General features: G+C 49.0%; 17 protein-coding genes and 1 pseudogene. 9 read left to right on the plus strand and 9 right to left on the minus strand.

The window, feature by feature from the left end; translation table 11 throughout:
• Positions 1-250 precede the first annotated feature (250 nt).
• Together H6F90_RS14325 and H6F90_RS14330 are read left to right on the plus strand one after the other, a co-directional pair.
• Positions 251-898 (plus strand): bifunctional 4-hydroxy-2-oxoglutarate aldolase/2-dehydro-3-deoxy-phosphogluconate aldolase, encoded by a 648-nt coding sequence (locus H6F90_RS14325; protein ID WP_190553099.1) that lies wholly within the window; start codon positions 251-253, stop codon positions 896-898.
• An 84-nt stretch (positions 899-982) separates the two neighbouring features.
• Positions 983-1,501 (plus strand): L,D-transpeptidase, encoded by a 519-nt coding sequence (locus H6F90_RS14330; protein ID WP_242024472.1) that lies wholly within the window; start codon positions 983-985, stop codon positions 1,499-1,501.
• Between the two features lie 20 nt (positions 1,502-1,521).
• Here the strand turns inward: H6F90_RS14330 and H6F90_RS14335 are convergent, their stop codons facing one another.
• Complete coding sequence (locus H6F90_RS14335) at positions 1,522-3,123, minus strand: Hsp70 family protein (RefSeq protein ID WP_190553100.1); 1,602 nt, start codon at positions 3,121-3,123, stop codon at positions 1,522-1,524.
• A gap of 311 nt (positions 3,124-3,434) precedes the next feature.
• Here H6F90_RS14335 and H6F90_RS14340 point away from each other — a divergent pair, with 311 nt between their 5' ends.
• A complete protein-coding gene (locus H6F90_RS14340; protein ID WP_190441529.1) occupies positions 3,435-3,677 on the plus strand; it encodes a hypothetical protein in 243 nt (80 codons plus the stop codon).
• 133 nt (positions 3,678-3,810) lie between these two features.
• Here H6F90_RS14340 and hisS read toward each other — a convergent pair whose 3' ends face one another.
• From hisS to H6F90_RS14355, 3 genes are read right to left on the minus strand one after another with little or no spacing between them, the layout of a single operon-like run.
• On the minus strand, positions 3,811-5,115 hold the full coding sequence (gene hisS / locus H6F90_RS14345; RefSeq protein WP_190553101.1) for a histidine--tRNA ligase: 1,305 nt from the start codon (positions 5,113-5,115) through the stop codon (positions 3,811-3,813).
• Positions 5,116-5,146: 31 nt separating this feature from the next.
• A complete protein-coding gene (locus H6F90_RS14350) occupies positions 5,147-5,446 on the minus strand; it encodes a hypothetical protein (RefSeq protein ID WP_242024473.1) in 300 nt (99 codons plus the stop codon).
• A 26-nt stretch (positions 5,447-5,472) separates the two neighbouring features.
• Positions 5,473-5,748 (minus strand): LuxR C-terminal-related transcriptional regulator, encoded by a 276-nt coding sequence (locus H6F90_RS14355; protein WP_190441532.1) that lies wholly within the window; start codon positions 5,746-5,748, stop codon positions 5,473-5,475.
• A gap of 668 nt (positions 5,749-6,416) precedes the next feature.
• Between H6F90_RS14355 and H6F90_RS14360 the strand changes: the two genes are divergently transcribed.
• From H6F90_RS14360 to H6F90_RS14375, 4 genes are all read left to right on the plus strand, one after another.
• Positions 6,417-6,749 carry a hypothetical protein gene (locus H6F90_RS14360; protein ID WP_190553102.1) on the plus strand — a complete coding sequence of 111 codons (333 nt, stop codon included), beginning with the start codon at positions 6,417-6,419 and terminating at the stop codon, positions 6,747-6,749.
• A gap of 96 nt (positions 6,750-6,845) precedes the next feature.
• Positions 6,846-7,235, plus strand: coding sequence for a DUF4168 domain-containing protein (locus H6F90_RS14365; RefSeq protein WP_242024474.1), 390 nt, complete (start codon positions 6,846-6,848; stop codon positions 7,233-7,235).
• Positions 7,236-7,465: 230 nt separating this feature from the next.
• Positions 7,466-8,452 carry a PfkB family carbohydrate kinase gene (locus H6F90_RS14370; RefSeq protein WP_190553104.1) on the plus strand — a complete coding sequence of 329 codons (987 nt, stop codon included), beginning with the start codon at positions 7,466-7,468 and terminating at the stop codon, positions 8,450-8,452.
• Positions 8,452-8,940 (plus strand): CYTH domain-containing protein, encoded by a 489-nt coding sequence (locus H6F90_RS14375; RefSeq protein WP_190553105.1) that lies wholly within the window; start codon positions 8,452-8,454, stop codon positions 8,938-8,940. Before H6F90_RS14370 ends, H6F90_RS14375 begins: the two co-directional genes overlap by 1 nt.
• A 48-nt stretch (positions 8,941-8,988) precedes the next feature.
• On the opposite strand, the gene H6F90_RS14380 is transcribed toward H6F90_RS14375, so the two are convergent.
• On the minus strand, positions 8,989-9,360 hold the full coding sequence (locus H6F90_RS14380; RefSeq protein WP_190553106.1) for a hypothetical protein: 372 nt from the start codon (positions 9,358-9,360) through the stop codon (positions 8,989-8,991).
• 175 nt (positions 9,361-9,535) lie between these two features.
• Between H6F90_RS14380 and H6F90_RS14385 the strand changes: the two genes are divergently transcribed.
• Positions 9,536-10,435: a branched-chain amino acid ABC transporter permease gene (locus H6F90_RS14385; protein WP_190553107.1), complete on the plus strand. Its 900-nt coding sequence runs from the start codon at positions 9,536-9,538 to the stop codon at positions 10,433-10,435.
• A 48-nt stretch (positions 10,436-10,483) separates the two neighbouring features.
• Here H6F90_RS14385 and H6F90_RS14390 read toward each other — a convergent pair whose 3' ends face one another.
• Positions 10,484-10,636, minus strand: coding sequence for a photosystem I protein PsaX (locus H6F90_RS14390; RefSeq protein WP_190441544.1), 153 nt, complete (start codon positions 10,634-10,636; stop codon positions 10,484-10,486).
• 143 nt (positions 10,637-10,779) lie between these two features.
• A complete protein-coding gene (gene lipA, locus H6F90_RS14395) occupies positions 10,780-11,730 on the minus strand; it encodes a lipoyl synthase (protein WP_190553108.1) in 951 nt (316 codons plus the stop codon).
• 479 nt (positions 11,731-12,209) lie between these two features.
• Here lipA and H6F90_RS14400 point away from each other — a divergent pair, with 479 nt between their 5' ends.
• Positions 12,210-12,785 (plus strand): response regulator, encoded by a 576-nt coding sequence (locus H6F90_RS14400; protein WP_190553109.1) that lies wholly within the window; start codon positions 12,210-12,212, stop codon positions 12,783-12,785.
• 58 nt (positions 12,786-12,843) lie between these two features.
• Here the strand turns inward: H6F90_RS14400 and recR are convergent, their stop codons facing one another.
• Both recR and H6F90_RS14410 read right to left on the minus strand, forming a co-directional pair.
• Positions 12,844-13,461, minus strand: coding sequence for a recombination mediator RecR (gene recR, locus H6F90_RS14405; protein ID WP_190553110.1), 618 nt, complete (start codon positions 13,459-13,461; stop codon positions 12,844-12,846).
• 237 nt (positions 13,462-13,698) lie between these two features.
• Positions 13,699-14,112, minus strand: a pseudogene (locus H6F90_RS14410) (photosystem II q(b) protein); the annotation flags it as partial.

Here is a 14,112-nt window from a genome sequence, read left to right on the forward strand (position 1 = left end):
TTAAAATAAGCTGTTTTTTCTAAGAACTGAGTAAAATTGTTCATCGCAAAAACAAAGCTAAAAGCCAAGATTCAGGTGCACAAAAGGTTAGCCACGCTAAAAGGGCTTTATTTAGAAATAGTGATTAAGATAACTTTTCGACACAAATTGGTACGTCGTAAGGGTGAGTATTCGTTAAATTCAATAAAACTTAGGCAATCTTAGAAATCTACGGCCCGTGGCATTTGTTTCAGTTGAATTAACAGTAAATATGTCTGAGTCTTTTTGGTTGTCCACCCTAAAACAAGAGCGAGCGATCGCGGTCATTCGTGCCCCTACCTTTGAGGTAGGTCAACAGATGGCGCGGGCAGTCGCAATGGGAGGGATGCGATTAATCGAAATTACTTGGAATAGCGATCGCGCCCCCGAATTGATTGCATCCCTACGCTCAGAGTTACCTAACTGTTTAGTTGGCACAGGCACTTTGCTAACTCGGGCGCAGTTACAATCGGCGATCGCAGCAGGAGCACAGTTTTTGTTTACCCCGCATGTGGATTTTGGCTTGATTCAGCTCGCTTTGCAGCAAGGTGTGCCCATTGTGCCGGGAGCTTTGTCGCCTACGGAAATCGTCACAGCTTGGCAAGCAGGAGCTAGTAGCGTCAAAGTTTTTCCGGTGCAGGCAGTGGGGGGCGCTACTTATATCCGTAATTTGCAAGGGCCACTCGGGCAAATTCCCCTGATCCCGACTGGCGGTGTCACCGTTGAGAATGCCAAAGACTTTTTGGCCGCAGGAGCGATCGCCGTGGGATTATCGGGTAATTTATTTCCAGCAGCAGCAATTCAAGCAGAGAATTGGCTAGCGATCGCTCAACAAGCAAGAATTCTTTGCCAGCAAGTTGCAAATGTCTCTATTTCATGATTTATGGTGAATATAGAAAATAGCCAATCAGGGTGCATCAGCAACATTACAAACATTCCTCTCGTTGGCTAGGAGGTCAGAACGATGGGTAACATGACCCGTTCAAAGCGGCAGCGACGTTGGAGCCAGATTTGGTTGAGTACTGCACTGGCATTAGCAGTGTTGGGGCCAGAATCCATCTGGACTACTAGGGTCTCCGCTCAAGAAGTCAGTCCACTGGGGCAAAAGATGCAAACGTTGCGTCAGTCGGACCGTCGGTGGATTGAAATTGACCTCTCATCCCAGCGCTTGATTGCTTGGGAGGGCCAAACTCCGGTTTACGCCATCATTGTTTCTACAGGTAAGTCCTCAACGCCAACCCGTACAGGTGCGTTTGCCATTCAAACAAAGCATCGCCAAGCCCGGATGCGAGGCAGCGATTACGATATTTCTGATGTGCCCTACACAATGTATTACTCTGGCAACTACGCCATTCATGGCGCTTATTGGCACCACCGCTTTGGCACGCCCGTGAGTCATGGCTGTGTCAATGTGGCCGTGAATCATGCCAATTGGCTCTTTGACTGGGCCACGGTGGGTACTCCGGTCGTAGTGCACTCTTGAAGTCTACCGAGTTAACTGAGTTAGCTGAGTTGAACGACGGGTTGATCATCAAGCAAAGTTTGATTCATCAATAAATCTTCCACTGTCATCCGCAGAAAACGCTGGGCATCAACTTGAAACAAAACCTTGATGCGATCGCTACCTGGATATCCGGGCGGTGTGAGTTGCGCAATGGTGCGGGCACCCTCACGATCATTCAGCGGTTGCACTTGAGTTTGACCACTAGCTAAGCTGCGAGTCACGAGGCGATCGCCATCAAAATATACTTCTGTACCGCCTGACTCAGCCCCCATTTCGCCCAAAATTAGTTCGATGCTAGGTTGGCCCTCCACAGAAGCCCCCAGCACCAATTCTATAGGGTCGGTCATGGGATAGGGTTGTCCTGATTTCACGATGGGATGCCAGTTGTGGCAGTTTTGGCGGCGGTCCCAGTAGCGCACTCCATAGCTGTGGTAGAGAAAATCCTTCAGCTCCACGCCTTGATTCAACTGCAACGCGCCTTGAGCGATCGCCTCAAACGGTTTAGAAGAGCGGATTTTGGCAACATCAAAATATTGCTGGACCCAGGTTTGGACTGCGGGAATCTGCGCGGTTCCTCCCACCAACAACACACCGCTAATATCCTCAATTTCGATGCCCTGCTGTCTAGCTTGGCGCAACACCTGAGTCATACTGTCATCCAGGCGATCGAAGAACTCATGCTCCTGCAAAATCAACTCAAAGCGATCGCGATCGAGGGCTAGTTCGTAGCTTTCAAAAGTTTCGTCGTTAAAGTAAACCTCATTAGCTTGGGATTGAAGTGATAGCTGAATTTTTAGGCGCTCTGCTAAACGGGTAGTGAGAGGTGTCGCCGCTAACCCTTGCGTCGCCGCAAAATAATCAACTAACCAGTGATCAATATCAGCTCCACCCAGATTTTGTCCTGCTTTGGCTAAAACACGAGCGGTTTTGGGTCGTTGACTGGTACTGTCAGCCAAAGATTTCTGGCCCCACTGCAAAATGAAGCCCAAAGGCTTGCTGTTAGTTTGTCGGCCTAAATCTAAACGCACTAAGGAGAGGTCTAGAGTGCCGCCACCAAAGTCAACCACTAACAGAATCTCTTGATCCGCCAGACCATAACCGAGGGCTGCTGCTGTCGGTTCATCCAGCATGCGGACCTGCTCGATTTGTAGCGACTGGCAGATTTGCCCTAACCAGTTGCGATAGATTTCAAAACTATCGACTGGCACTGTGAACACCAGTGATTCTTTCACTTCTGGATAACTGGTTTTGAGTTCTTCAATGATTTGAGTCAGAAACCAAGTGCCTGCTCGCTCGAAGGTGACTTGCTGACCATCCAGTTCTGGAACGAACCCCTGAATGGTTGCCCCAATCCCCCGCTTGAAATTGCGAAAAAAGCGAGGGTCGCTGCTGAGGTCGAGGCCGCGATCGCGCACAGCTTGTCCTAACACTATCTCTTGCTTCGCGGCATCTTCTACATAGAGCAGGCTAGGAATGAGGGGTGGGTTTTGCCCTAGCCGCAGTGATAAGCCAGGTAAGGCAAGGGTTTCCGGCTGTTGCGTAGCACGATTCCAACGAGCGACAACTGTGTTGCTAGTCCCAAAATCAATTGCAATATCCATTCAGTTTCTGTTTCCCAGGCATGGGAACTCGACAAATCTACTGAAGTTGAACCGACGCAAATTTTATCCTAATTTCTGTTCACCTGGACTCTCCATCAGGGTTGGAGCCTCAAGGAATTTCACCCCATTTGGGATCGCGACCTATAGCACCATAGTCATCCAGTTAGCAAATTGAATGTATATCCTTGGATCTATGGCAAGTATTCAAAACATTTCTTAACATGAAAGTAACAACGGCTCTGAGGTAGTTTAGTCGTCCTCAAGCAGTAGCGCCGATGTTTCACCCAGTTAGTTAGGAAACGGCCTCAATCATGGATAGCGGACGTCCTTCAGATGATTCCTTGAACACTCTCAGGAATGGCATTTGGCTTCTAGGAGTTTCATGTTGGTTATTTGGCATTACTGACAGAAGCATTGCTTCTCTTGCAGATGGCTCCCTCTCTGCTGTTGACCTGACGCAGCTCTTGACGGCTACCTTTTTATTTATCAGTTGGCTATTCCTCAAGCCAGCTTCTTTCAAGCTGCTGCCTTGGGCACCCGTAAACCGAACTTGAGTTGTGCAATTAGGCAGGACGGAGAGAGAACCACATAGAGATTAAATTGCTAATGCCTACAGCGAAGGGTACTGAGCGCCAAATCAGCACTCCACAAATTCCGTTAAAACGTGATTAACTTTTTGCGAGTTAGCTACTGAGCCGCTTGAGCTGGTTCGTGAGCACGAAAATCCGTGATGCGCTGCTGCAACTGCTGATAGCTGCTAATTAACTCCGTTTGCGCGATCGCTTGTTGTTCTCCGGAAACCAACCACTTGATTTGAATAGTTTGGTTCTCTGCTTCTGCGTCACCCAAAATTAGACAAGCCAAAGCACCACTGCGATCGGCTCGCTTCAGCTGCTTACCAAAAGCGCTACCACTTAGGTCTAGTTCCACCGCAAATCCAGTCTGACGTAGTTTTTGGGCCAGAACTAGAGCTTGAGCTTCGGCGCGATCGCCCCGTGACACTAAGTAGAAATCTAGTGTTGATGGAGGGGCAGCAATTAATTGTTGTAGCAGCAGCACTAAACGCTCTAACCCGATCGCCCAACCAACCGCTGGCGTATTAGGACCACCCAACTGCGAAACCAACCCATCATAGCGACCCCCACCACACACCGTCGCTTGGGCACCTAGATGAGCAGACTGAATTTCAAAGGCTGTGTGGGTGTAGTAGTCCAAGCCCCGCACTAAACAAGGGTTGAGTTGGTAAGTAATGCCTAGGTCAGTCAAAGATTGCTGAACTTGATCAAAGTGCCGTTTGGAATCAGAACCTAAATACTCGAGAATGCTGGGTGCGTTTTGCGCGATCGCCTGCGTTCGACTGTCCTTACTGTCCAGAATTCTGAGCGGGTTGCGAGTTAAGCGATCTTGTGAATCCTGATCTAACTCTTCCTTGTAGGGAGTGAAGTAGGCAACCAGTGCATCTCGGTACTGCTGACGATCATCTGCATTGCCCACCGAGTTGAGCTGTAGTTGTAAATCACTCAAACCTAGAGTCTTAAGAATGTCTGTAGCGATCGCTATTACCTCTGCATCAGCGCGGGGGTCAGCACTTCCTAAAACTTCCACTCCAATTTGGTGAAACTGGCGCTGTCGCCCTGCTTGAGGGCGCTCGTAGCGAAACATGGGTCCGGTGTACCAGAGACGTTGCACTCCACCTTGGGCGTGTTGGCTGTGTTCAATAAAAGAGCGAACTGTTCCAGCCGTACCTTCTGGTCGCAGCGTCATTGAGCGATCGCCGCGATCCTTGAAGGTGTACATCTCCTTGCCCACCACATCCGTAGCTTCGCCAATGCCCCGCTCAAACAACTCCGTTTGCTCGAAGATCGGGGTGCGAATTTCTTGATAAGCAGCTCGACTGAGAATTGTCCGGGCTACTGATTCTATTTGTTGCCAGTACTTAACTTCATCCGGCAGAATATCACGGGTTCCGCGTAATGCTTGAATCGCGCCCATTCCCACTCAGGTTCCAATTACAAAAAGATCGTTAATCTTGCTGGGCTTTCCAAGCACCATAGCGATCGCTATAGTAGGCCAAAATCTGATCAATCCGTCGTCGCATTCCTTGGCTCAGCTCAGGTTGGTCAGCCTTTAACGGATACTCTAGCCACAAGCCACCCACTTGACTGTAGGTGTAGTCAAAATCTTTGGCTGGTTGTGGTAGCAGTCCCGCTTCCACCCCACTAACTTGCTGCAAGTGAGCCACAACTTCGCGATACACAGCCAAAGGTAAGGTGGGATTGTAGAATTCGTAGCGCAACTGTTGGTTATTAGCAGTTTGCATCATGATCTGAACTCAATCTAAACTTACGCTTAAGAGATCACTTCGTCATTGGCAGAAGGCAAAACGCAACAGTTCACGTCATTCAGGCAGACCTTACCCCACTGCAACGCCCACATTACCAGCGCCACACGGTTCTCTGTAGCAGTCTTAGTCAAAATATTACTGATATGGTTGTCAACTGTGCGCTTGCTAATTGCCAACTTTTCTGCAATCTCCTGGTTAGTCAAGCCAGCAGCCACTAGTTCAATTACTTGCAACTCTCGGTCTGAGAGGACTCCGTGGTTCTGAGACTCGACACCAGACATAAACTATTCCTATCCGTGTATATTTACTTATCCCTCACTTTAATTCTAGAGGCAATTTTGGCAAACACCCCAGGTTCAGCGGGTTTCATCGCTAGATTTTGAGTGGATGGCTTGAAACCCATAAGTCGGGTGTAAGCAGAGAGCAAGGTCGAAAATAGTCAATAATCATAAAGCTTCCTCAAAGTTTTACAGCGATCGCCTGAAGAAGCTTGAATTTCTAGTAAAGAAAACACAGTTGTATCCATCGATACATTGGTGTTTTCCGACGTTCTTTTACTCTAGATGAGGTCATTTGGAATAGGAACTCACCAAGTTCCTGTTTTGGTTGCTTGCGTAGTGTAGTGACTAAATCGCTACTCTGCTTTCTCCTTCCCGCTGGAACGTCACTTCCGCGAGGTGCATTCCCTGATCCTGATGAATTGGCTAGAGCAGTAGTCGCTATTCCGGTTTTTCAATTGGTCAATTGAAAAACTGAAACTACTAGCTCAAAACGTATGTGTGTTCTGAGCTGTCTTGACAGTATTTACTCGAGATTTATTCGAGTCGATTTACCTGAAGCGCAGTCAGAGTCTTAAGAAGTAGACCCTAGGCTTGCAGTTTCGCTAAATTTCAAAAATCTTTAAATCCTCTGCCAAACGCCACATTCTCGATTGAGGAGTACCGTCGCTATGCTGCAACCACTGGTCGTCATTGAGCAACAGAGTTCGTCATACTTCAAATTTTGGTACCAGAACGTCATGCATGATGGCATGCGTTACCAAAGCGAATTGTTTCGTCACTTTCGAACTTTCAGTCTCCAGCGGCGCAACCATGCCTACAGCTTAGGCTGTGCCCTCGCTCAACAAGGTATCCAAACGGTCATTACTTGCGTTAGCGATCGCAACACGGCCCCTACAGATCAGCGCTACGTCCTCTGGATTAGCCTGCGTTCACCTTGGGCCGAAAGTGAGCTATCTTTAGCAGACTCCTTAACGCCTAGCCTAGTTGGAACCGTTGCTTAAACTGCGGTTTTTCAGTAAATGCCCTTGTCCCGCTCGGTCAAATTTTCACTAAACTCTTGGTGCGCTAGATTGCTATCTCTATTGGTAGTAGCTGCCTTGTTTGTAGCAGTTTGGAGTAGCCCGGCGATCGCTTGGGCGCAATCGTTGCCCACGACTCCAATCAGTGTAGAACTCTCTCCAGAACAACCTGCTTCCAGCCATAGCAACCTAGACTCTAACGATATTCCGTCCGAGAAGGTAAACCAATTCGTTCATGCCTTTTTACAAGTGTTAGATCTCATTGAACGGCGAGAAGGGGAACTCCAGGGAGCTGAAACCGAATCGGAGTCGCTGCGAGTTCAACGAGAAATTGAAACTGAAGCTCTAGCAATTATTGCGACAGCAGGATTAACTAAAACTGAATATCTGCAATTATTGGGTTTGGCTAATACAGATTCAGAATTTGGGGAGCGAGTAGCAGCTCAGCTCCAAGAGGCCAATGAGTAATGCCTAGAAGTCAGAAAGTTGGCATTCAACCCTATGATGGTAGGCATCTAGGGTAACTTCTGAGCCTACAAGTTCCTGAGTTAAGTCCTGAATCTGGGGTCTGCTGTCTGTATAAGACCCTAACTTAGCGAAATTGCGGTTTTAATTGCTAAAAAACGGCAATGTAACTAAGAGACGTCACCTTAGGGCGGCATTTGATCGGTTGGGAAAAGTTGAGAAGGAGTGTTGGTGTGGTTCACCCGCGGGTTCTCTGTCTTGGCGAAATTTTGTTTGACTGTTTGGCGAATCAACCAGGGCGATCGCTAGAGCAGGTAGAGTCTTGGACTCCCTATCCTGGTGGGGCTCCAGCAAACGTCGCTTGTGCACTGGTCAAGCTCGGCACCACAGCTGGGTTCGTTGGTTGTGTGGGTCAAGATGAGCCAGGAGCAAATTTAGTCCAACTGTTGCAAACTGTGGGTGTAGATACCAAAGGGGTGCAGCGTCATCCCACGGCTCCTACGCGCCAAGTTTATGTGTTGCGCTCAGAGACGGGCGATCGCATTTTTTCTGGCTTTGGGGATTTAGATACCGCAGAATTTGCCGATACTCACCTACAAGCTGACCAACTACCAGTGGACTTGTTTGAGTCAGCCGACTTCTTGGTGTTAGGTACATTGGAGCTAGCCTACCCAGAGAGCCGAGCTGCTACAGAACGGGCTTTGCAGCTAGCAGAGCAGCATTATGTCAAGACGTTAGTGGATGTGAACTGGCGACCTATGTTCTGGCCTGATCCAGAAATTGCACCTGCCATCATTCAAGATTTACTCAAGCGAGTTGACTTTCTCAAGCTCGCGGATGAGGAGGCAGAGTGGTTATTCGGTACCGCTGATCCCGGCGCGATCGCCCATCGCCTAGGCAATACCGAGAGTGTGTTGGTGACGGCTGGAGCCAAAGGCTGCGCCTACTACTTGGGCGGCAATGAAGGTCGCTTAAAGGCCTTTGACGTGGAATCAGAAGACACCACAGGCGCAGGGGATAGCTTTGTCGCAGGCTTTCTGCACCAAGTGGCTCAAAACGGGTTGCAAAGCCTCCGCGATCCCGAAATAGCTAAAAAAGTCGTGACCTACGCCAGTGCAGTCGGGGCTTTAACCACTACACGACCAGGGGCGATCGCGGCTCAACCTACACCAGCGGAAGTTGAGGCTTTTCTCTACCTCAATCAACAACTATCTGGCTAATGGCTACTGAAATCGAGCGTAAATTTCTCGTCAAACCAGAGGAGTGGCAGCAATTCCAGCAGCGCTCTGATCCCACGTTGCTCAGCAGCACCCGCTATCGACAGGGTTACATTTCTTCTAGTGCCAGTAAGACTGTACGAATCCGAGTTGCGGGCGATCGCGGGTTCATCACGATCAAAGGCCCCACAGTCGGCTATTCTCGCTCGGAGTTTGAGTACAGCATTCCACTAGCCGATGCGGAAGCGATGCTCGATCAGCTTTGTGAGCCACCTCTAATCGAAAAAACTCGCCATAAAGTTGCTTGGGACAACTTAGTTTGGGAAGTGGATGAGTTTGCGGGAGCAAATCAAGGGTTAATGGTGGCGGAAGTCGAGCTGAGCGATGCGAACCAGGCTATTACCTTGCCCGATTGGGCTGGAGAAGAAGTCTCCCACGATCCCCGTTACTTCAACGCCAGTTTAGCAAAGCATCCTTACAGCCGTTGGTAGCCTGAGGATGGAACTCACAGATGCTACTTTACTGAAGCGTTGAAACCTCTACGGAACTTGGCTTAGCTCACAGATCATGTAGCTTCGGGAGTACATAGCACAATCAGCATTGAGTTGCTGAGTTGCTTGGCGGTAGACGACAAGCGATCCCATTGGGTCTACCCAAGTCCAACCTTGCCGCTCTAGATGGGTCTTCAAGGCAGAGAAGGAGCGAACCAACAAGCGTTTTGGGTTGAACTTTACCGCCGTAATATCAGCATGAGTTAGCTCCATCTGCAAAGCAGATCTTAAAATGTCTGGTGTGTCGTCTTCCTGACTTAAGGCTGTTCCGAAATACAAAAAGAAAAGTAATGTCCCACCGCCACAAAACAGCGTTAGGAAACTGGTAAATACGAGTAATCGAGAATTTTGCAGTCTCATGATTTTCTCTGCCTATATCTGCGATCGCCCTATTATTCCGCGCTAGGTAGGTGCTCCAAGGATTCTATTAAACAAAGGAGTTGGCTCAACTCAGATTGATGGTTGAGTTGGCTTTCCAAACGGCTCTGGTTTAGGGACAATCAGAGCGATAGAACATGTGACGGTTACCAAAACTATGGATTTATTGGCTCAGCTGTCGGGTCAGCTCCTCAGTCAGCAGTTGGCTCAACTCATTGTGAACGGCATTGCAGTCGGCTCCATTATTGCTCTGGCAGCTGTCGGTCTTACACTCACCTATGGCATTTTGCGCTTAGCCAACTTTGCCCACGGTGATTTCCTCACGCTAGGAGCTTACCTCACGCTCTTAGCCAACGGTTTTGGTATAAATATTTGGCTGGCCGTGGTCCTTGGCGTGGTCGGGACTATTTTGGCAGTTTTGCTCACTGAAAAACTGTTGTGGTCGCCCATGCGCGATCGCCGAGCTTCTTCCACTACCCTAATCATCATTTCCATTGGTCTAGCCCTATTTCTTCGCAACGGCATTATTTTGTTCTGGGGCGGTGGGAATCAAAACTACGACCTGCCAGTCGCCTCGGCCGTCAGCCTTTTCGGGATTCGAATTGCTTACTATCGCCTGATTGTGGTTGGCTTAGCGATTTTAGTGATTTTGGGTCTGCATTACCTCTTACAAAACACCAAGATTGGTAAAGCGATGCGGGCTGTGGCGGATGACATCGATTTAGCGCGGGTGTCAGGTATTAACGTAGATCAAGTTGTGATCTGGACTTGGGTAATTGCTGGCAGCCTCACGGCGCTGGGTGGTGGCATGTATGGCCTAATTACCGCAGTGCGTCCCAACATGGGCTGGTTTCTGATTTTGCCTATGTTTGCGGCAGTCATTTTGGGCGGAATTGGCAATCCCTATGGCGCGATCGCGGGCGCTTTAATTATTGGAGTGGCGCAGGAAGTCAGCACCTACTGGTTACCCACTGAATACAAGCTGGGAGTAGCTTTATTGATCATGGTGCTAGTGCTACTCGTACGGCCACAAGGCTTATTTAAAGGCACGATTTGAGTAACACTAGCGCTTAACCAAGCAGACCAAAGCAGAAGTCTCAGGTCACTATGGGTTGATGGCATGGAAGTAAATAGCTGCAACCAGGAAATTGCCAGCTAAGAGAATCAAGCTAACAATGGTGCGGTAGGGATAAGGGGGCTTAGACTCATCCACAACTGCTTTGGTTTTAACCGATGATTTCACTGCTTGAGCGCTCATAAACAAGCTCCTTGTGTAACTCTACTAAACAGAAATACCAAAGAGGCTAGGTCAAGCACACGCGCCAGTAGGCAGATTTTATTTTGCTTTGGCGAAGATTTTCTCAATCCCACGGAAGAGCCCGCTGCTACCTCACCAACTGGTTAAACCGCTTCTCCAGCGTGGTAGGAGCTACGCACCAAGGGACCAGAACGCACATGAGAAAAACCCATTGCACGAGCGATCGCGCCTAGGTGCTCAAATTCTGCGGGCGTCCAATATTTCTGGACAGGCAAGTGTTCCAATGATGGGCGCATGTATTGACCCAGAGTGAGGCGATCGCAATCTACAACTCGCAAATCTTGCATAGCCTCTATTACCTCTGACTCGGTTTCGCCATGCCCCAACATTAAGCCAGACTTGGTAGGAATCTGGGGGTTTAGCTGTTTCACGACTTGCAGCACTTGCAGCGATCGCTCATACTTGGCACCGCGTCGCACTGGACCTTGTAAACGCTTCACCGTTTCAATATTGTGGTTGAAGCAAGCAGGCTGAGCCGCTATCACGGTCGCAATTCGCTGCCGCTGCATCTCTGCCGCCTCCAGGTCAGTCGCTCGCCCACCCCAAAAATCAGGTGTCAGCACTTCAATCTGAGTGTTCGGGTTCGTTGCACGAATCGCTGACATCGTAGCCGCAAACCAACCCGCTCCCTGATCGGCCAAGTCATCGCGCGCGACTGAAGTCAGCACTACGTATTCCAACCCCAGCAAATTAACTGATTCAGCAATTTTTTCCGGTTCATCAGGGTCAAGCGGCATGGGAGCATGGCCTTTATCTACCTGACAAAAACCACAGGCACGAGTACAGATAGGCCCCATCAGCAGAAAGGTTGCTGTCTTCTGGGCGTAACACTCTCCTCGATTCGGGCAGCGCCCCTCTTCGCAAATCGTATGAATTTGCCGCTGCTTAATAATCTTCTGAACCGTAGAAATCTCACTTGCCTTACCCACAGGTCGCCGGAGCCATTCCGGCATGCTGATAATCTCAGAACGCCGAGCCGCAGTAGATGCGTTCGTCAAACTTGGCTGTAGGGTTGTCTCTATTTCGGAAGGCATAAAACGTTAGATGGCTCAAGCCAGCAGTCGGGTAATTAAAGGGGTCTAATCACAAATTCTAGAACTTGTTGTCGAAACTGCAATTTTGACCTTTCCCGTCACTGATAATAGCGGCACGAACCAAAACGCAATCTACCAAAATCTAACGGTAGTGCGATCGCCTTGAGATCAATTCTGAGGAAATTTTGGGCATATTAGAATGCCTATCCTATGCCAACACCACCAAACAGGAGTCTCGCTCAACTGAAATTAGAGTAATTTCACTTGCAGAAGCTACGCTGGTTTATGGTGTCATAGAATTACCACTATGCCTATACTCAACATCACTTGAGTGATGTATACCAATTTTCTCTACTACACTGTGCATTGATTAATTCTTCACCTGAGGTTATCCTCCAACAGGATCAAACAGCAGGACGGTCGAGAAATAATAATCTAAATCTTCACTAAACCTTGAATCACCCCCTAAGGAGTCAGTTGTGGCAAGTCACAAGATCCTAGTTATTGATGACAGCAGAGTCATTCGGATGCGAGTGCGAGACATGTTACCCAAAGGTAACTTTGAAGTTCTCGAAGCCAAAGATGGGGTTGAAGGTCTCAACTTAATCCGGCAAGAACGGCCAAACCTGATCATGCTAGATTTCCTGCTACCACGAATGAGCGGCTGGGAGGTCTTTCAACAGATTCAGAACCAATCAGACTTACAGAGCATTCCCCTAGTAGTGATGTCAGGGCGTCGGGAAGAAGTAACCGAGAAAATCCCTGAGCCCTTTGAGTTTTTCGAGTTTATTGAAAAGCCTTTCGAGCAGAAGGAGCTGATTGAAGCAATTAAAGCCTCAATGGCCAAAGCGAAACTGCCACGGGTACAAGCAGCCGCTCCAACCGTAGCCACGCCCGCAGCCACTACAGCAAACGCAGCACCTGCCGAGTCAGGGGCATCGGCTGCGGAGATTCAAGCGCTGAATGAGAAGGTTGCGAAAATGCAGGCAGAAATTGATGGACTGAAGAAACAACTAACGCAGATTGTCACCTTCATCAAGCAAAAGCTGAAGTAGTTTATGGCAGGCGGGCGAGGGGCGATCGCCTACCGTTTTAATGCCATAAACTTAACTTCTAGTCCAGCTCCCGTCGGCCTTCTAGTGCCCTTGCCAATGTCACCTCATCGGCATACTCCAAATCGCCCCCCATCGGCAAGCCAAAGGCAATTCGAGTCACTTTTGTAAACGGCTTTAATAGCTGGCCGACATACAGGGTGGTAGTTTCACCCTCAATACTAGGGCTAATGGCTAGAATGACCTCTTGAACTTTCTCTTGGCTGACTCGCCGGACCAATTGATGGATATAGAGTTGGTCAGGACCAATTCCATCCATTGGTGAAATTAAACCTCCTAACACGTGATATTTACCGCGATATTCTCGTGTTTTTTCAATTGCAATTACATCTCGTGAATCAGCAACAACGCAAAGTGTGGTGCGATCGCGATTCGCGGTGCGACAAATTTCACAAACAGGTTCAGCCGAAAGGTGAAAACACACAGAACACAGACCAATCTGTTGCTTGGCTTCCATCAAAGCTTGAGCCAGCGCTTGGACCTCGGTTTCTGGACGTTTGAGAATATGTAAAGCGAGCCGTTGCGCGGTTTTAGGCCCCACACCTGGTAAGCGCTGTAATTGCTCAATTAAGCGAGCTAAGGGACGTGCGTAAACCGTGGGACTGCCTCCTAAATTCATCCAAGCTCAAATCATAACGGTTGAAGTTGCTCGACTCACAAAAATTCTGGCGATCGCTTGTGAGTGAAGCTTAGGGCGCAAAAGGCACTCACCCCGTCCAGGCCCCCTCTCGCACGTCACCCACTTCTATTTCTAGACTAATGAAAAAAGCGCCCTCTGTGTGGAGAGCGCTTTTTATAGCGATCAAGTGATGTTCTGACTCAAGTGGCAAATCTTAATCTGTCATTTAAGTTTTTGTTAGGAGTGAATGCTAGGTGCGCTTAGTGCTACAGGAGCAGCTTCGCCCGCAGCCAGGTCAAGAGGGAAGTTGTGAGCGTTGCGCTCGTGCATCACTTCCATCCCCAGGTTCGCGCGGTTCAGCACGTCGGCCCAAGTGCCAATGACTTGACCCTGTGAGTCAATGATCGACTGGTTGAAGTTGAACCCGTTCAGGTTGAACGCCATCGTGCTGATGCCCAAAGACGTGAACCAGATGCCGATCACAGGCCATGCACCCAAGAAGAAGTGCAACGCCCGGCTGTTGTTGAAGGACGCATACTGGAAGATCAAGCGGCCAAAGTAGCCGTGAGCTGCCACGATGTTGTAGGTCTCTTCTTCTTGACCGAACTTGTAACCGTAGTTCTGAGACTCGTTCTCGCTGGTTTCACGCAC

It is taken from the genome of Trichocoleus sp. FACHB-591, from assembly GCF_014695845.1.
In the GTDB taxonomy this organism is placed as follows: domain Bacteria; phylum Cyanobacteriota; class Cyanobacteriia; order FACHB-46; family FACHB-46; genus Trichocoleus.